Consider the following 18,259-nt stretch of genomic DNA (forward strand, 5'->3'; position numbering starts at 1 on the left):
CAGATAAATAGCGGATAAAAAAGTTTACCCACTATTTTAACTGTTACTCCACTGTCTGTTTCACTCAATGGCTAAGCATGACGTCTATTACCTTACTGGCAATATTTAGATTTCATTGTAAGGCATGGGGTTTCCCGGTTTGCTCAGGACAGGCGTCTCCTGCGAAGGCAGGCTTAATAACGCAATCCACGCCAGTAGCGCATAGACAATCAGCAGCAGCGATACTGGCCAGGCGGAGTCAAATTCGATTAACAGTGCGACAGCGAGCATCGGCCCGAGACCGCCGGAGAAGATAGATCCCACTTCATGCCCAGCGCCAGGCCGGAGTAGCGCACGCGCACCGGGAACAAATCACTCATAATGCACGGCTGCGTGCCAATCATCGCCCCGTGACACACCGGAAGACCAAGGAACATCGCCAGCATAATCCAGCTGTATTCACCGGTCGAAACCAGCCAGAAGAACGGGAAAGCCATCACCAGCAGGCCAATCACGCCGATGTAATAGACGCGTTTCAGGCCGATGCGATCGGAGAGCGCACCCCAGAACAGGATCGAGAAAAACTCAATCAGCATCGCCAGCGTCACCGCGCTGATAATAATGCTCGTTGATATACCAATATGTTTGGCGTACACCACCGAGAAGGTGAAGAAAATATAGGATGCGCCGTTCTCCGGCAGACGCAGGGCAATCGCCTGCATCAGCGCTTTCGGATGTTCGCGCAGCAGCACCAGCAACGGTATTTTTTCATGTTTGTCTTCCGGCTTCGCCTGCTGGAAAGCCTCGCTTTCGCGGATGTTTTTGCGAATATACACACCAACCAGGAAAATCAGCAGGCTCAGCAGGAACGGCACGCGCCAGCCCCAGGTCATAAAGTCGGATTCCGGCAACTTCTGCACCAGGTAAAAAGCAAACGCCGAGAGCACAAAGCCGCCGGAAACGCCCATCTGGCTCCAGGCAGTAAAGAAGCCACGCCTGGATGCCGGGGCGTTTTCACTCAGCATCAACACGCCGCCGCCCCACTCGCCGCCCGAGGCCACGCCTTGTAAAAAACGCAGTGTGATCAGACAAATCGGCGCCCAGATGCCAATCTGGCTGTAAACCGGCAACAGGCCGATGACGAAGGTTGTCGCGCCCATCAGCGTTAACGTCATGATTAACGTCATCTTACGGCTGTAGCGATCGCCTAAGTGACCAAAGACAATGCCGCCCAGCGGGCGCGCCAGAAAACCGACCGCAAAGCCGGAAAATGCCAGTAATGTGCCCTGTAGCGGGTCGCCGCCGACCGGGAAAAAGAGCGGGCCGAAGACTAACGCCGCCGCCGTGCCATAGAGAAAGAAGTCATACCATTCCAGCGCATTGCCCAGAACGGAGGCGATCACCAGTTTACGCATTTGCTTTGGGTCGTGCGGTGCTGCTTCGGTATTGCTCATAAGCCAGGCTCCTCAATGGGTTAGGCTTTCACCTCAATATCGCCGCCTACCGTATGGTAACGACGGTTAAAATAGACCAGCCCGCGCGGCTGCTCGCTGATGCGAATCGCCTGCACCTGGCAATAAAATACCGTGTGGCTGCCCACTTCATGGCAGTCGTCAATCACGCAGTCGAAGCTGGCGACGGCGGAACTGAGTACCGGCGCGCCGCTCGCCATCACCTGCCAGCGGTCGTAAGCGAAACGCTCTTCGGAACGCAGGGTTGCATTGGCGAAAATGCCCGATAACTCCTGATGCGCGCCGGAAAGCACGTTCACGCATAGCGCGCCGTTTTGCTTGAAGTGCCCGTTGGCAAAAGAGTTGCGGTTCATACACACCAGCAGGGTCGGTGGTTGATCCGTGACGCTGCACACGGCAGAGGCGGTAAAGCCAAATTTCCCCGCCGGGCCATCGGTGGTGATCACCGACACCGCGCTGCCCAGTTGCGCCATTGCATTACGAAACTCGGTCTGCAAATTCATGCTGAAATCCTCAGAGATCGATAATCAGACGGGCACTTTTCGCCCGGGAACAACAGAGCAGGATCTGGTCGCCATTGGCTTTCTCCTCGTCTGTCAGATAGCTGTCGCGGTGATCCGGCTCGCCCTCAATCACATCCGTCAGGCAACTGCCGCAAATCCCCTGCTTACAGGAGACGCACACCTTCAACCCGGCCTGCGCCAGCGCCTCAACAATGGTCTGATTTTCCAGCACCCGCACGGTAATCCCACTGGTTGCTGCCACCACGTCAAACGCCTTTCCGCTCACTTCAACTTCCGCGCTAAAGCACTCCTGATGGACGTTTTCAGCCGCATAACCGGCGGCGTTTGCCTGCTCGCTCACCGCCTCCATCAGCCGCGTGGGGCCACAAACATAGATATGGGTGTTAGCCGGTACATCACTCAGTACCGCGGGCAAATCAATGCGTTGTTCCTCACTGAAATGCAGCCATACGCGATCCGCCCACGGCGCTTTTTCCAGTTCGGCAACAAACGCCGCCTGCGGACGCGAACGGGCGCAGTAATGCAGCGAAAACGCGCGCCCGGCGGCGTGCAGCTCCGCCGCCATCGCCAGCATCGGCGTGATACCAATCCCGCCGCCGATCAGCAGGCTGTGCGCCGCGCGCGCATCAAGGGCAAACAGATTGCGCGGCAGGCTCACCGTTACCGATTCGCCTTCCTGAAGCGCGTGTGCCGCCAGCGATCCGCCTTTCGACTGGCTATCTTTGAGGATGCCCAGTTGATAGCAGTGGCGATCTGCCGGATCGCCGCAGAGCGAATACGGGCGCACCAGATCGTCAGTCAGATGCAGGTCGACGTGCGCCCCGGCGGTGAACGCAGGCAGTTCAGCGCCGGTTGCGTCGGCAAGCGTCAGCAGGACGACATCCCCCTGAAGCTCGCGCTTAATAATATGCAGTGTCAGCATGGCGACTCCTTAACGCATGAACAGACCGCCGTTGATGTCCCAGGTCGCCCCGGTGACAAACGCCGCCTGCGGTGAAGCCAGCAGTGCCACGGCCTGAGCGACAAATTCGGCATCGCCCAACTTACCCACCGGGATCATCTGTAACAGCCCGGCCATTTTCTCTTCCGGCACCAGCGCGTGAACGGACGGGAGATCCATCGGCCCCGGCGCGATGGCATTCACCGTTACGCCGGATTTCCCCAGCTCGCGGGCGAAGATTTTGGTCAGCGTCAGGATGCCGCCTTTCGACGCGGCATAGTGCGCCCCGGAGGCCGTGCCACCGTTCTGTCCGGCCAGCGACGCCAGATTGATAATTCGCCCGTAGCCTTTTTTGGCGAAATAGCGCCCAATCGTCTGGCAGCCAACGAACGTGCCGCGTAGATTGGTGGAGATCACCCGGTCAAACTCTTCAACGTCAATCTCCATCACCGGTGTCGCCAGGGTCAGCGCGGCATTGTTCACCAGCACCTCCAGGCTGCCGAAGCGGGTTTCAATCGCCTTTAGCGCCTGCTCAAACGCCTGCGGCTGGCGGATATCCAGTTCCAGCGCCAGCACGTGACCTGCGCCGTTATCAAGTTTGTCCGCCGCCTGTTGCGCGCGCGACAGGCTCACGTCCGAGAGCACCACCTGATACCCCTGCGACAACAGATGCGTGGCGATGACGTTGCCCAGCCCGGCGGCCGCGCCGGTGACTAATACGGTTTTCGTCATAACGCACTCCTTACAGGATGTAGCCGATGCTGTGCAGCACATCGTCGCTGTTGATAAGACGAATCACCTTTTGCTTAATCAGCAACTTGTCGCCCTGCGGTTGCAGGTGCCAGGTGATATCCGCCGCGTAGTGACGGCTGTAGCCTTTGCGGTGTTCCCATAGCGACTGCGCGCCGCGCACCACGATTTCCTCACCCTCGCTATCCAACAAACGGAAGCGTGAGAGCGTGCGCAGCGTGCGGGCACGCGGCGTGGTGGAGATTGACTCACCGCTGTAAAGGCGTTTCACCCGACGCTCGCGCATTTCGTGATCGTCGCAGGCGTAGTTGAGGGTATTTTTGAAATCCGTCTCCTGTGGGTCGATCGGCACGATGTACAGGCCATCGCGCTGCCACAGCTCCAGCCAGGCATTGAACTCGCCCTGATCGAGCAAGTCGCCTTCGAGATTGATTATTTCCATTGCGGAAATCAGAACCGTATCTGGCGTCATTATTCCGCCTCCGTCATCAGTTTTTTCCACTGTTGATACGCCGCGCGCATCCCCGTTTCAGCGCTCACGTCGCTACGCAGGCCGTCATCACTGCGGTATTCACCCGCCAGCCCGCGGTTAAGCATGATCCACAGGTCGTTGCCCGCCGTTGCCCCGCGCTGCACGCGCTCCCACGCCTCGGAGTCATCCGGCGTGCCAAAACCCATCGGCCCCTGGAAGTGCTCGTGCAGACGAAGACGTGCCTGGTTGGCAATTTCCGGGCCGCCGTCCATGGTGATCACCGCATGGTGAATTTCAGTTTCATGCACCGAGACAGGTTGCAGCACGCGGAAGAAGGCCATTGAACAGGCAATATTCGGGAAAATGTTGAGGTTAAAGCCGGAACCGCCGACTGCACGCACAATGCGACGTACCTGATCTTCATCGTGGTCTTTACGCAATTCGTCGGCCAACGCAACAAATCGCTCCGGGATTGGCGCATCAAGATTAGCTTCCAGATCCACCAGTTCCGGGATCATTACCATCACGCTGTGACCGTTGCCGAGATCTTCCACATAGCCGCTGCCGTCAACAAAGTTGAGCATCTCTTCGGTCTGCTTATCGACCGAACTTAAAAACGAGCGGTGAACAACCGGGAAGTGATAGCCGTCGGTGGTATTTTCCAGTTGGATCTTCCAGTTGCCGGGGAAGCGGAAACGGTGCGCCGGGCCGGTTTTAATCGGATAACCCGCGCCCTGCTTCATAAACAGATCCATCCACTTTTTCGCCGCACCGAGGAAATCTTCCAGCGGTTCGATGTGCTCATTAAAGGTGGCGAAGATCATGCCGGCGTACTGTTCGGTGCGCAGCGACACCAGCCCCAGCTCGCCTTTTTCCAGTTGATCGGCATAGCTTTCCGGGTGCGGCACGCCGCGCAGGCTGCCGTCCAGCGCGTAGCCCCAGCCGTGATACGGGCAGACAAAACTGTTGGTTTTGCCGGTGCGGTGTTCGCACACGGTGGCGGCGCGGTGACGGCAACGATTGAGCAGCGTATGCACGTTGCCTTTGCGGTCGCGCACGACAATAACCGGCTGTGTGCCGATCTCGGTGGTTTTGAAACTGCCGGTATCCGGGATTTCGCTGGTATGCGCCACCCATACCCAGGTTTTGCTGAAGATCCTGTCCAGCTCAAGGTTGAACAGGGTCTCGGAATTATAAAGTGAGGTATGCACCCGGTCAGACTGCACCAGCGCGGCGATTTCCGCGCAATCGGGAACATTCGCTTCGATATTTTTAACGGGGATCTGGTTATCACACTGCATCGCTCGACTCTCTATTTATTGTCAGGTACAGGCAGCACATCTGCGGCGTGCCAGTGGTCAACTGGCCTGCTGAACAGATTGCGCGTCGTGAAATGGTGCATTCGCATCACACCGGCTTCGCGGCGAAACTCCACGTTCAGTTCCGCCGCATTGAGATGCGATCCTCCGGCGGTAAAACTGGAGGTTTGCAGCATCAGCCAGCGCCCGAAAAGCAGGCCATCCGGCTGCTGGATAAGGGCTTCCGAGCACAAAAAATGGGCGTTCATCGCAAAATGCGCGGGCGTTTTGACGTATCCGGCCATCATGCTTTCAATGGCGTTGCGTCCGACATGCCTGCCAAGGCGTGTGGCATACGGTTCGCCCACGCCTTCCCAGCAGGCATTGGTGGTAAACAGCGCGCCAATCGCCCGCACGGTCGCCGGGGTTTCAAGCTGGTCGCACAGGCGCATATAGTTGCTGATGCATACCCGCGCGTCCTGCTGGTCTTCAAGCTGTTGCAAACGCTGCGCATCCTGTGAGTTCATCGCCCGCTCCTTAACCCTGAATAATCAGTTCGCGGCCCACGCGCGCTTCAATCTTGCAGTACTTCCACAGCTTGCTTTCACCGACCGGCGTGGTGCGGAACAGGTTGCAGACCGCCGCCACGCTTTCCAGGGTGTCGGCATCCGCCAGCACGTAGGTGGTCCACGGGGCGGTGGTCGATGGGCCGACCATCAACTGGTCATCATCCATGTTGCCGATGACGCGGATGCCCGGCGTCTCTTCCATGCCTTTCATCATCACGCCGAACGCGCCCCACACCTGTTTGGCTTCCGCCGGCGTGGCATCGAAAAAGTTCTGGTTCACACCGATACAAAACAGCACGCGTAATGTGTTCTGGCTCATTTGTTGCTCCTTTCAGAAATTCAGAGATAACCCGGCAGCGGTTTGCCGCCGAAAAAGACCGTACCGGCGTTCAGGTACGAGAGGTCGCCCATAAAGGCATGTTGGGTAATCACCATCGTGTCGCGCACATAACGCTGTAGCGGGCTGGTCATGGTGACGCCGCCCATCCCGTTGAGTGCCAGCGCCTGACGGGTAACGTCTGCCGCCACACGGGTGACGTGCGTAGAAGAAAGCCGCAGGGCGTTGACCTGCTGCTGGCCCGGCTCATTACCGATAAGCAGACGCTGCCAGACGTCATCAATGGCCTCGTAAAACCAGGCGCGCGCCGAGCGCAGTTCTGCTTCACAACGGGCGATTTGCATTTGCGCCTGCGGTCGGTCGGCCAGGCGCGGCGCGCCGGTAACCGACTGCTGACGATGGGCAATCTGATAGATTTCATTGAGTGCCGCACGGGCCACGCCCAGCGCCACAACGGACAGCACCTGCGTGGCAAGCGACAGCACCGGATAGCGATACAGCGGGCCTTCCAGGTTCAGCGCACCGCCGCGAATAAAGGTCCACTCCTGCGGCACATACGCGTCATCCACCAGCAAATCATGGCTGCCGGTGCCCGCCAGCCCGACCGTATCCCACACCGGGTCGATATGAATGCTTTCGCGCGGCAGCACCGCCATGCGCGGCAGCGCGTTCTCCCCTTCCGGCTGAATACCGACGCCAAATACCGATGCGCCCATGCTACCGCTGGCAAAGCACCAGCGACCGCTCACGCGATAGCCGCCATCGGCCAGTTGTGCTTTGTGCGTCGGGTAGATCCCCCCCGCAAACACCACATCTGGGCCATTGCGGTAGAGTTCTTTCAGGGTATCCGGCGGCAGCGCGCCGAGATAAAACGGGCTCATACCAAAACTGGCGACCCAGCCTGCCGAGCCATCTGCGGTGGCGATTTGCTCAATCAGTTCGCAAAACTGCGCCGGAGAACACTCGTCGCCGCCGTAGATTTTCGGCACCAGCGCACGGTAGACGCCTACCTGTTTAAAGCGGCTGATGATGTCGTCTGAAACATGGCGCTGGCGCTCGAAATCGGCGCTGCGCGCGGTCACTTCGGTCAATAACGGAACAAGCTCTTCACGGACATGTACGACGGACATAGCTGACTCCCGAATAATGTGGGCGGGCGGCAAAAAGGTGCACGATGCCGCAACGCCTGAATGGCATTGAGTGGTCGGTTTGACGGTTTTACGGCGCGATAAACGTCAGAGGCGGTGGAGCATCAGCCACTCGGCGGCCTGGACGAGAAGCCCCTCTTCGCCAAAGCCTGCCACCAACTGTAGCGCGACAGGTCGGCCCTGAAGTTCGCCCATCGGCAGCGATAGCGCCGGATGACCGCTGAGATTGAAGGGGCGCACCAGCCGCGTAAGATTCACCACGCTGAGCGGATCTTCCGCCTCTTCCAGCGTCGGCGGCAGTTCCGGCAGCGTCGCCAGCGCCAGTAGCGGTGTGTCTTCCAACAGGGCATTCACCTGAGCGGTGAACTGTGCGCGCACGTTTTCCGCACTGGCGAGCTGGTCGCTGGTGATGGATTCTCCGGCCTGAATACGGCTGGCAACGTCCGGGGAGACCGCGTGGCTCGCCAGCAGCGCATTAAACGCCAGCCAGTTTTCCCGGTTGATGATGGTCAGCCCGGCACGATGCGCTTCGCCCAGCAGAGGAAGCGTCACGCTATTTGCGGCAATCCCCAACGCTTCCAGCGTATCCACCAGCAGGGCGTCAATGTCCGGCTGAGCGGCAAAGATAAAACCGATAGCGGGCAGAGAATCCAGCGGCGCATCAACCGGTAACGCCAGCCGGGTCAGCACGTCACGTAAAATGCGCGGCTCGCGGGCAAAAATCCCAACGCAGTCCAGTGAGCTGTAGGCAGGTAAAACGCCCTGTCGGCTGAGCACGCCGTAGCCCGGTTTCAGCCCCAGCACGCCGCAGCAGGCGGCGGGCATTCGGACGGAACCTCCGGTGTCAGTGCCGAGGGCGAAATCGACATCGCCCCTGGCGACGACGGTTGCAGAGCCGCTCGACGAACCGCCGGGAATCAGCGCGGGGTATTGAGGATTAACGGGCGTGCCGCTCCACGGGTTGATCCCGGTGACGCCAAACGCCAGTTCGTGCAGGGTAGTTTTGCCCGTCAGCTGGCAGCCGCTGTTGAGCAGCACCTTGACGATGCGGGCATGCTGTTTCGCTTTCGGCGCGTCAGCAAGTGCCGGGCATCCGGCGCGTGTCGGGCGACCGGCGATATCCAGCGTATCTTTGACGGCGAACCGCAGTTCGCCCGCGCCGAGCGTGAACTCCTCGACAAAACCATTGCTCTCAAAAACTGGCTTCATGATTGACACCTTGACCAGAAAAAGTGAATCACATTCAGGCGAACAGTTATTGCTGCTTTTTTACCCTGAATGGCGATAAATCAATCATGAGAGATTTACGTGAATATTCAAGTAATATTTCACGTTAATTTTACATTGCAACAACAAAATGATAACCATTTTATGTTTATGGCTATTGGTTATGTTGATGAATTAGCGTAGAAAAAAGAGCAGGAGTTATAAATATCGCCATGAAAACCCAGGGCGACACATAAGAATTAACTATAGTATTAACAGCAAGTTATAAGAAAAGTTTAGCACGATCACAAATCTTAATGATCGCTCTGTGAGGTTAGAGTTCGTTGAGGTTACCGAGCACTTTCGACAGCGACAGATTCATTTTTTCCACCTGTGCAGACGTCATCCCCTTGAACCCTTTTTCGAAAACTTTCTGTGCCAGGCGGTGCGCTTCTTCGATTTTTTCTTTTCCGGCTGGGGTAAGCATCACTTCGGTAACACGGGCATCCTGTTCGCTGCTGGCGGTTGTCACCATGCCGTCATCGCGCAGACGACCAACGATTTTGGTGACGGTCGGCATTTTCGCCATCGCATATTCCGAAATTTGCGAAATGCTGGCCTTACCGTACTGATGGGTAATCATCATCACCCGAAAGCGAGAAACGTCGAGCTGCACCTTTTTCAACGTCACTTCCATCACCTGGGTGTAACGCGCGTAGACGTTAACAATCCAGTAAAACGGGAACTCTTCACGATGAAAAGCCGCATCTGCACTCTGTACATCCGCTGTTTTTTTGACTGAACTCATGGGCTTCCTGGAGAAATAGACGTCAATACGCTGAGTATACCGGGTTATAAGTGTGCGCTATAGCATCATTACAACGACCTTGTGCCATCAATGAATCTCAATTCACCATATGATTCACAAAATACAACATACATAACAAATTCGACTCATTTTTCACAGATTCTATTGACACCTTATTGAGCTGTTACCTATAGGTTAGCGCACGTGTTCGGATAGCCAGTTTTAAGCAAATAATCCTGAGCATGATAAAGATTCGCCTGCTAACAAAATAATATTACATTGCATTGTGGAGCCCGACATGAATGACTCTTCGAGCGTATTATCGCCGCCTTCCAGTACTCAGGACGCACTGGATCCACGTCAACAAGCGGTAATAAAAAAGTTATTCCGCCGATTAATTGTTTTCTTATTTATTTTATTTGTTTTCTCTTACCTCGACCGAATTAATATTGGTTTTGCCGGTTTAACAATGGGCAAAGATTTAGGATTAACCAGTACAATGTTCGGCCTGGCGACGACACTTTTTTATGTGATGTATGTGATTTGTGGGATACCCAGCAATATTATGTTGGGTATTGTCGGTGCCCGACGCTGGATAGCCGTATTAATGGTTGTCTGGGGGATTGCCTCCACGGCGACAATGTTTGCCACAGGACCAAATAGCCTTTATGTACTGCGAATGTTGGTCGGGATTGCCGAAGCAGGCTTCCTGCCAGGGCTGCTGCTCTATTTAACCTACTGGTTCCCGTCGCAGTACCGCGCCCGTGCTAACGCCTTGTTTATGATAGCGATGCCGGTAACGATGGCATTAGGTTCACTGGCATCAGGCTATATTTTGAATATGGACGGTTTATTAAACCTGAAAGGCTGGCAGTGGTTATTTCTGCTGGAGGGTTTTCCATCTGTATTATTAGGTCTGGTAGTATGGTTCTGGCTGGATGATTCTCCGGCGAAAGCCAAATGGCTGACCGACGACGATAAAGCCTGCCTTAATGAAATGATGGAAGCGGATAAACGGGCAATTCAACAATCGCGGCAAAATGCCAGCGTCGGTATGATGTCGCAGCGCAGTATGTTGCGGGAATTATTTACTCCGGTCATTATGCTCTACACGTTGGCTTATTTCTGCCTGACGAATACTCTCAGCGCATTAAGTGTCTGGACACCGCTTATTTTGCAGAGTTTTAATCAGCAAAGTAATAACATCACCATTGGTTTGCTTAGTGCCATTCCGCAAGTGTGCACTATTGTCGGCATGGTGTGGTGGAGCAAGCGTTCCGACCGCTTAAATGAACGTAAATTCCACACCCTGTTACCTTATCTTTTTGCAGCTGCTGGCTGGATACTTACTGCCACCAGCAGCAACCCGATGCTGCAATTCAGCGGTATCGTGATGGCATCTGCCGGGGCATTTGCCGCGATGGTAATTTTCTGGACCACGCCGGACCAGTCTATCTCGGTTCAGGCGCGTGCGCTGGGGATTGCGGTGATTAACGCCACCGGGATGACCGGCGCGGCGTTGGGGCCGCTGCTGATGGGATGGATGAAAGATATCACCGGTAGCTTTAACGCGGGTATCTATATGGTCGCCGCATTCCTCGTGCTCGGCGCAGTGGTGGTTGCCTTTATTCCGATGAAAAGAATGGCGGTCAAAAAAAGCTTAGCGCTATAAAACACCGGGAATTCAAAGAACAGATATGTTTCTTCTTGCCGGATACGGCGTTAACGTCTTATCCGGCATTTCAATAAATTACGATTAACATAACAGGCACAAGTAACAATGCCGTCGCTCTGGCATTAACGTCTACCGTAGCCGACCATAAACCGAATCATCAACCCACATGCTGGGGCCAGAAACAAGAAAATGCCAGTGACAATTTCATTTCCGCCGGTAACCCAGGAAGTGAAATAATAAATCATCGCAGTGAGAATAATCATCCCGATGAGTGAACTGATTGCTGAAGCCCATCCCAGTACCTGGCCTATATAGCCGCTGACACATAAGATACTGACCACCAGAAAAGCCCAGATATAGATCATAGCCATCCCTCCTGTCCGAACTAAGATTCACGTAAGCTGTTACCTTTCCTACTCATTTCAGTCTAAGACATATCTCAAATCGCAGCAATTTAGATATCGCTGTCATCGATAAGTACGTTAGTTTCACTGGTAACGCCTGTTTTTTATGCCTTTTGTAGCAACTGCATTTACACCCGTTGACTGATTTTCTGTGGCTTACAATGCGTCATTGATGATATATTGCGCACTCGCATTCATGCCCCTCGTGGTTTTATCCTGACGTAGCTTTACACTCTTTGCAGGAACCATTGTCGTACATGATGGCCCAATAAACTGAGTGTACCGCTGCGGACATTACATCTTCTGCGATACAACAATCCGTGTTCTCAGAAGGTGTTTATGTTTCCTAAAAGTCAGTTTTCCCGCAAATTTTTGCACCCACGTTACTGGCTGACGTGGTTTGGTCTTGGCGTCCTGTGGCTTCTCGTTCAGTTGCCTTATCCCGTTCTTTGTGCACTCGGTACGCGTACCGGTACTCTCGCATGCCCTTTTCTCAAACGTCGTGAATCTATCGCCCGTAAAAACTTGCAACTGTGCTTCCCAAATCTTTCATCAGACGACAGAGAAAAGATGATTGATGAAAATTTCCGTTCACTTGGAATGGCGCTTCTGGAAACGGGGATGGCCTGGTTCTGGCCAGATCACCGGGTGCGTAAATGGTTTGATGTTGACGGTCTGGAAAATTTACAACGTGCTCAGGCGCATAATCGCGGAGTAATGGTAGTCGGTGTGCATTTTATGTCACTGGAACTGGGCGGTCGCGTAATGGGACTGTGCCAGCCGATGATGGCAACGTATCGTCCACACAACAATCCGTTAATGGAGTGGGTACAAACTCGTGGCCGGATGCGTTCAAATAAAGCGATGATTAGCAGAAACAATTTGCGTAGCATCGTTGGCGCATTGAAAAAAGGCGAAGCCGTCTGGTTTGCCCCTGATCAAGACTATGGTCCAAAAGGCAGCTCCTTCGCGCCGTTCTTTGCCGTCAAAAATGTTGCCACCACTAATGGTACGTTTGTTCTCTCACGTTTATCTGGTGCTGCGATGCTGACGGTGACGATGGTGAGAAAGACCGATAACTTGGGTTATCGCCTGTTTATTACCCCGGAAATGGAAGGTTATCCGGCTGATGAGTGTGAAGCGGCAGCCTTCATGAACAAAATTATTGAGCGTGAAATCATGCGTGCTCCAGAGCAATATCTCTGGATCCATCGCCGTTTCAAAACTCGCCCTCTTGGAGAAACGTCACTCTACGTCTGAGTACGTTTTATTCAAAGAACAGTGTAAATGCGCCTATAACCATGATTTAAATATGGTTTTACAGGCGCATTTTTTTCATCCCCCTAAGGCAAATTATTCCCCCGTGAAATTAATCTGTCGCCGAATCACGACACCTGTAAGTTACTAAAAGTAAATGAGAAAATGCCACTTGTCTCGTTTCAGTTTTAGGCGTAAATTAGCGCCGTCTGGAGCAGATAAGCTCAGAATTCTGAGGTGATGCCCACTGTGAATCGCAGATTTTTCCTGAGTTCATAATGTTCGGCGTCAGCTCTCTATAATCAGGTCAATAAATTCATTTAGGCGTATGAATCACTACGCGGAGAGATGAAAGTGAAATATTTCTTTATGGGCATTTCTTTTATGGTCATCGTTTGGGCCGGTACTTTTGCCCTGATGATCTAAAAGCAAACTGCGAAACGAAAAACAGGAGCCATCTGGCTCCTGTTTGCATTTCTGGCGAAGGCGTTATTCTGCGTTTTCGTGAATATGTTTGTTGCTGGCGGGCAGTAAACCGTCAGCGCGGAACATCGCTTTAATCCCTCTGATGGCCTGACGAATACGGTCGCGGTTTTCAATCAGCGCAAAGCGGACATGGGTGTCGCCGTAGTCACCAAAGCCAATTCCCGGTGAGACACAGACCTTCGCCTCATTAAGCAGCTTCTTGGCAAATTCCAGCGAGCCCATGGCAGCATACGGTTCAGGGATTTTCGCCCAGACATACATCGAAGCCTTCGGCATTTCGACCATCCAGCCCGCTTCATGCAGCCCTTTAACCAGTACATCGCGGCGGCGTTTGTACTGTTCGGTAATGTCGCGAACGCACTGTTGATCACCCTCCAGCGCCGCAATAGCCGCCACCTGCAACGGCGTAAAAGTACCGTAATCGTGATAGCTTTTAATACGTGCTAACGCACTAACCAGCGTTTTGTTGCCGACCATAAAGCCGATACGCCAGCCCGCCATGTTGTAGCTTTTCGACAGCGTAAAAAACTCGACCGCCACGTCTCGTGCACCCGGCACCTGCATAATTGACGGCGCTTTCCAGCCATCGTAGACGATATCGGCATAGGCCAGGTCATGGACCACCAATACATCGTAGCGTTTCGCCAGCGCTACAACCTTCTCAAAGAATTCCAGTTCCACGCATTGCGCGGTTGGGTTCGACGGGAAGCCGAGGATCATCATCTTCGGTTTCGGATAACTTTCACGGATAGCGCGTTCCAGTTCGTTGAAGAAATCGACACCGTCCACCAGCGGCACTGAGCGTACCTGCGCTCCGGCAATCACCGCGCCGTAAATATGAATCGGGTAGCTTGGATTAGGCACCAGTACAGTGTCACCGTGATCCAGCGTCGCCAGCATCAGATGCGCCAGCCCCTCTTTCGAGCCAATGGTGACGATAGCCTCTGATTCCGGGTCGATCTCGACGTCGTAACGATCCTGATACCAGCGGGAAATGGCGCGACGTAACCGCGGAATACCACGCGAGGTGGAATAACCATGCGTGTCCGGTCGCTGGGCCACCGTACATAATTTTTCGACGATATGCGGCGGGGTCGCACCGTCCGGGTTACCCATACTGAAATCGATAATATCTTCGCCGCGCCGACGCGCAGCCATTTTCAGTTCAGCGGTAATGTTAAAAACGTAGGGTGGGAGACGATCAATACGCGTAAAGCGACGTTCAGGGCGAGTGTCAGCCATAATTTCCTCAGATTAACGTGAGCGCCCGGACCGTCCGAGCGACGCTGCCACGATGGTGGCTGTTTTGAAAATAGCCTGATTAATTTCTGTCTGTCCAGCGTTTTAGAACATTTTTATCAATGGCTTTAAATGAGGAACTCCGCTTTAAAAACAGGAAATTTATCTACGCTAACAAGAAAATTACCACCCATTTCATTAACATTATAATTTCAATAAATTTACTAATTAGATGTGCATTATCAAGAGATGCATTGCTAATACACCATTTATCTTTCAATCCCCTTTTAAAATTGTGGTTTTTCCTCAAAAACGGCCTGCTGGTCATCAGCCTTCAGGTTACCTATCATAGAGGTTTAATCCTTATTCAGAGTCACCCGTGCACGAAATATTCAACATGCTGCTGGCGGTCTTCGATCGGGCAGCGTTAATGCTTATCTGCCTGTTCTTTCTCATCCGTATCCGCCTGTTTCGCGAACTGTTGCACAAGTCGGCGCACTCCCCAAAAGAGCTGCTCGCCGTTACCGCCATTTTCTCGCTGTTCGCCCTGTTCAGCACCTGGTCCGGCGTACCCGTAGAAGGCTCGCTGGTTAATGTGCGTATTATCGCGGTGATGTCAGGCGGAATTCTATTTGGCCCGTGGGTAGGCATCATTACCGGTGTGATTGCGGGTATTCACCGTTATTTAATTGACATCGGCGGCGTGACGGCAATCCCATGCTTTATCACCAGTATTCTCGCGGGTTGCATATCAGGCTGGATCAACCTGAAAATCCCCAAAGCACAGCGCTGGCGCGTCGGTATTCTCGGTGGCATGTTATGTGAAACGTTGACGATGATTCTGGTGATTGTCTGGGCACCCACCACTGCACTGGGGATTGATATCGTCTCCAAAATCGGGATTCCGATGATCCTCGGCAGCGTTTGTATCGGCTTTATTGTGTTGCTGGTACAAAGCGTTGAGGGCGAAAAAGAGGCCAGCGCCGCGCGGCAGGCCAAGCTGGCGCTGGATATCGCCAACAAAACGCTGCCGCTGTTTCGCCATGTCAATAGCGAGTCATTACGCAAAGTTTGTGAAATTATCCGCGATGATATTCACGCCGATGCGGTGGCGATTACCAACACCGATCATGTGCTGGCCTATGTTGGCGTAGGGGAACACAACTATCAGAATGGCGATGATTTCATTAGCCCAACAACGCGTCAGGCAATGAATTACGGAAAAATCATTATCAAAAACAATGATGAAGCCCACCGTACACCGGAAATTCACTCGATGCTGGTGATCCCGCTTTGGGAGAAAGGGGTCGTGACCGGGACGCTGAAAATTTACTACTGCCACGCGCATCAGATCACCTCGTCATTACAGGAAATGGCGGTCGGTCTGTCGCAAATCATCTCCACCCAACTGGAGGTTTCACGCGCCGAGCAGCTACGTGAAATGGCAAATAAGGCAGAGCTTCGCGCTCTGCAAAGCAAAATTAATCCCCATTTCCTGTTTAATGCTCTGAATGCTATCTCATCGTCGATCCGTCTGAATCCGGATACCGCTCGCCAGTTAATCTTTAATCTGTCGCGTTATCTGCGCTATAACATTGAATTAAAAGACGATGAGCAAATCGATATCAAAAAAGAGCTGTACCAAATTAAAGACTATATTGCCATTGAGCAGGCCCGCTTTGGCGACAAGCTGACGGTTATCTATGATATTGATGAAGAGGTGAATTGCTGCATTCCCAGCCTGCTGATCCAGCCGTTGGTGGAGAATGCCATTGTCCACGGTATTCAGCCTTGCAAAGGTAAAGGCGTTGTCACCATCAGCGTTGCAGAGTGCGGTAATCGGGTACGCATTGCGGTGCGAGATACCGGGCACGGCATCGATCCAAAAGTCATTGAGCGGGTCGAAGCGAACGAAATGCCGGGCAATAAAATTGGCCTGCTGAATGTCCATCATCGCGTGAAGTTATTGTATGGCGAGGGGCTGCATATCCGCCGCCTGGAACCAGGAACGGAAATTGCGTTTTACATTCCTAACCAACGCACCCCAGTCGCCTCACAGGCTACGTTATTGCTTTGAGCCGGAGTGATATTGTGAAAGTCATCATTGTTGAAGACGAATTCCTGGCACAACAGGAACTGAGCTGGCTGATTAAAGAGCACAGCCAGATGGAGATTGTCGGCACCTTTGACGATGGTCTGGACGTGTTGAAGTTTTTGCAGCATAACCGCGTCGACGCCATTTTTCTGGATATCAATATTCCGTCGCTGGATGGCGTGTTGCTGGCGCAAAACATCAGCCAGTTTGCCCATAAACCGTTTATTGTGTTCATCACTGCGTGGAAAGAACATGCGGTAGAAGCGTTTGAGCTGGAGGCGTTTGACTACATTCTCAAACCGTATCAGGAATCACGCATTACAGGAATGCTGCAAAAGCTGGAAGCAGCCTGGCAGCAACAGCAAACCAGCAGTACGCCTGCCGCAACGGTAACGCGTGAGAATGACACCATTAATCTGGTGAAAGATGAGCGAATCATCGTCACGCCCATTAACGATATCTATTACGCCGAAGCGCACGAGAAAATGACCTTTGTCTATACGCGGCGTGAATCCTACGTAATGCCAATGAACATTACTGAGTTTTGCAGCAAGCTGCCGCCGTCACATTTTTTCCGCTGCCATCGCTCATTTTGTGTCAATCTGAACAAAATCCGCGAAATCGAACCGTGGTTTAATAACACCTACATTCTGCGACTGAAAGATCTGGATTTTGAAGTACCGGTCAGCCGTAGCAAAGTAAAAGAATTCAGGCAGTTAATGCATCTGTAATCAGGATTTTCATGAAAGCAACAGGCTTGCCCGCCGATCAACAATTTTTCGCCGATCTGTTCAGCGGCCTGGTGCTTAACCCGCAACTCCTTGGGCGCGTCTGGTTTGCCAGCCAGCCCGCCTCATTGCCAGTGGGCAGTTTATGTATTGATTTTCCCCGTCTGGATATCGTGCTACGCGGCGAATACGGCAATCTGCTGGAAGCAAAGCAGCAACATATAGTGGAAGGAGAAATGCTGTTTATTCCAGCGCGCGCGGCTAATTTACCGGTCAACAACAAACTGGTGATGCTGTTAAGTCTGGTGTTCGCGCCGACCTGGCTTGGTTTATCGTATTACGATAGCCGCACCACGTCGTTGTTGCATCCGGTTCGCCAGATCCAACTTCCCAGCCTGCAACGCGGCGAAGGTGAAGCAATGCTTACTGCCCTCACCCATCTTAGCCGTTCGCCGCTGGAGCAGAATATCATTCAGCCGCTGGTGTTAAGTTTGCTGCATCTTTGCCGCAACGTGGTGAATATGCCGCCGGGCAATTCGCAGCCGCGCGGCGATTTTCTCTATCACAGCATTTGTAACTGGGTTCAGGATAATTATGCCCAGCCGCTCACGCGCGAGAGCGTGGCGCAGTTTTTTAATATCACGCCCAATCATCTGTCAAAACTGTTTGCGCAGCATGGAACAATGCGTTTTATCGAATATGTGCGTTGGGTGCGAATGGCGAAGGCGAGGATGATTTTGCAGAAATATCATCTGTCGATTCATGAAGTGGCGCAGCGTTGCGGCTTTCCGGACAGCGACTATTTTTGTCGCGTCTTCCGGTGTCAGTTTGGCCTGACGCCGGGAGAGTACAGCGCCCGTTTTCAGGGCTAA

18 protein-coding genes and 1 pseudogene are annotated in these 18,259 nt (G+C 53.3%); 6 read left to right on the forward strand and 13 right to left on the reverse strand.

Features of this window, described 5'->3' with window-relative positions:
* Positions 1-105: 105 nt before the first annotated feature.
* The 11 genes and pseudogenes from K0335_RS16620 to K0335_RS16670 form a co-directional block, all read right to left on the reverse strand.
* Positions 106-1,433: pseudogene (locus K0335_RS16620) on the reverse strand (MFS transporter).
* A gap of 20 nt (positions 1,434-1,453) precedes the next feature.
* Positions 1,454-1,954 carry a flavin reductase gene (locus K0335_RS16625; protein WP_001053375.1) on the reverse strand — a complete coding sequence of 167 codons (501 nt, stop codon included), beginning with the start codon at positions 1,952-1,954 and terminating at the stop codon, positions 1,454-1,456.
* 10 nt (positions 1,955-1,964) lie between these two features.
* The gene (locus tag K0335_RS16630) at positions 1,965-2,897 is read right to left on the reverse strand and encodes a PDR/VanB family oxidoreductase (protein WP_104919535.1); all 933 of its coding nucleotides are present in this window, start codon (positions 2,895-2,897) and stop codon (positions 1,965-1,967) included.
* Between the two features lie 9 nt (positions 2,898-2,906).
* A complete protein-coding gene (locus tag K0335_RS16635) occupies positions 2,907-3,647 on the reverse strand; it encodes an SDR family NAD(P)-dependent oxidoreductase (protein WP_104919536.1) in 741 nt (246 codons plus the stop codon).
* A 10-nt stretch (positions 3,648-3,657) separates the two neighbouring features.
* Positions 3,658-4,137 carry an aromatic-ring-hydroxylating dioxygenase subunit beta gene (locus tag K0335_RS16640; protein WP_000186926.1) on the reverse strand — a complete coding sequence of 160 codons (480 nt, stop codon included), beginning with the start codon at positions 4,135-4,137 and terminating at the stop codon, positions 3,658-3,660.
* Entirely contained in the window at positions 4,137-5,438 is a 1,302-nt protein-coding gene (locus K0335_RS16645) for a Rieske 2Fe-2S domain-containing protein (protein WP_001149807.1), read from the reverse strand. The genes K0335_RS16640 and K0335_RS16645 overlap by 1 nt, the downstream gene beginning before the upstream one ends.
* Before the next feature lie 11 nt (positions 5,439-5,449).
* Positions 5,450-5,962 carry a nuclear transport factor 2 family protein gene (locus K0335_RS16650; RefSeq protein ID WP_001088016.1) on the reverse strand — a complete coding sequence of 171 codons (513 nt, stop codon included), beginning with the start codon at positions 5,960-5,962 and terminating at the stop codon, positions 5,450-5,452.
* 10 nt (positions 5,963-5,972) lie between these two features.
* A complete protein-coding gene (locus K0335_RS16655) occupies positions 5,973-6,323 on the reverse strand; it encodes a hypothetical protein (protein ID WP_000081594.1) in 351 nt (116 codons plus the stop codon).
* A gap of 20 nt (positions 6,324-6,343) precedes the next feature.
* Entirely contained in the window at positions 6,344-7,471 is a 1,128-nt protein-coding gene (locus K0335_RS16660) for an acyl-CoA dehydrogenase family protein (RefSeq protein WP_104919537.1), read from the reverse strand.
* Between the two features lie 105 nt (positions 7,472-7,576).
* A complete protein-coding gene (locus tag K0335_RS16665; RefSeq protein WP_104919538.1) occupies positions 7,577-8,698 on the reverse strand; it encodes an amidase in 1,122 nt (373 codons plus the stop codon).
* Positions 8,699-9,029: 331 nt separating this feature from the next.
* Positions 9,030-9,503 carry a MarR family winged helix-turn-helix transcriptional regulator gene (locus tag K0335_RS16670; protein ID WP_000100015.1) on the reverse strand — a complete coding sequence of 158 codons (474 nt, stop codon included), beginning with the start codon at positions 9,501-9,503 and terminating at the stop codon, positions 9,030-9,032.
* A 298-nt stretch (positions 9,504-9,801) separates the two neighbouring features.
* Between K0335_RS16670 and hpaX the strand changes: the two genes are divergently transcribed.
* Positions 9,802-11,175 carry a 4-hydroxyphenylacetate permease gene (gene hpaX / locus K0335_RS16675; protein WP_001000078.1) on the forward strand — a complete coding sequence of 458 codons (1,374 nt, stop codon included), beginning with the start codon at positions 9,802-9,804 and terminating at the stop codon, positions 11,173-11,175.
* A gap of 125 nt (positions 11,176-11,300) precedes the next feature.
* Here the strand turns inward: hpaX and K0335_RS16680 are convergent, their stop codons facing one another.
* On the reverse strand, positions 11,301-11,543 hold the full coding sequence (locus K0335_RS16680) for a YfdY family protein (protein WP_000639417.1): 243 nt from the start codon (positions 11,541-11,543) through the stop codon (positions 11,301-11,303).
* A gap of 378 nt (positions 11,544-11,921) precedes the next feature.
* Between K0335_RS16680 and lpxP the strand changes: the two genes are divergently transcribed.
* Both lpxP and ypdK read left to right on the forward strand, forming a co-directional pair.
* Positions 11,922-12,842, forward strand: coding sequence for a kdo(2)-lipid IV(A) palmitoleoyltransferase (gene lpxP, locus K0335_RS16685; RefSeq protein ID WP_219393936.1), 921 nt, complete (start codon positions 11,922-11,924; stop codon positions 12,840-12,842).
* A 351-nt stretch (positions 12,843-13,193) separates the two neighbouring features.
* The gene (gene ypdK / locus K0335_RS16690; protein WP_010723117.1) at positions 13,194-13,265 is read left to right on the forward strand and encodes a membrane protein YpdK; all 72 of its coding nucleotides are present in this window, start codon (positions 13,194-13,196) and stop codon (positions 13,263-13,265) included.
* Positions 13,266-13,328: 63 nt separating this feature from the next.
* Here ypdK and alaC read toward each other — a convergent pair whose 3' ends face one another.
* Complete coding sequence (alaC, locus tag K0335_RS16695) at positions 13,329-14,567, reverse strand: alanine transaminase (RefSeq protein ID WP_219393937.1); 1,239 nt, start codon at positions 14,565-14,567, stop codon at positions 13,329-13,331.
* Between the two features lie 376 nt (positions 14,568-14,943).
* Between alaC and ypdA the strand changes: the two genes are divergently transcribed.
* Genes ypdA through K0335_RS16710 form a run of 3 tightly spaced genes read left to right on the forward strand, consistent with a single transcriptional unit; the run spans position 14,944 to position 18,259 of the window.
* The gene (gene ypdA / locus K0335_RS16700) at positions 14,944-16,641 is read left to right on the forward strand and encodes a two-component system sensor histidine kinase YpdA (RefSeq protein WP_000544359.1); all 1,698 of its coding nucleotides are present in this window, start codon (positions 14,944-14,946) and stop codon (positions 16,639-16,641) included.
* Between the two features lie 14 nt (positions 16,642-16,655).
* A complete protein-coding gene (gene ypdB, locus K0335_RS16705) occupies positions 16,656-17,390 on the forward strand; it encodes a two-component system response regulator YpdB (protein WP_001295458.1) in 735 nt (244 codons plus the stop codon).
* An 11-nt stretch (positions 17,391-17,401) separates the two neighbouring features.
* Complete coding sequence (locus K0335_RS16710; protein WP_219393938.1) at positions 17,402-18,259, forward strand: AraC family transcriptional regulator; 858 nt, start codon at positions 17,402-17,404, stop codon at positions 18,257-18,259.

The sequence above is a fragment of the Escherichia sp. GZ89 genome, from assembly GCF_019366485.1.
GTDB lineage: Bacteria > Pseudomonadota > Gammaproteobacteria > Enterobacterales > Enterobacteriaceae > Escherichia > Escherichia fergusonii.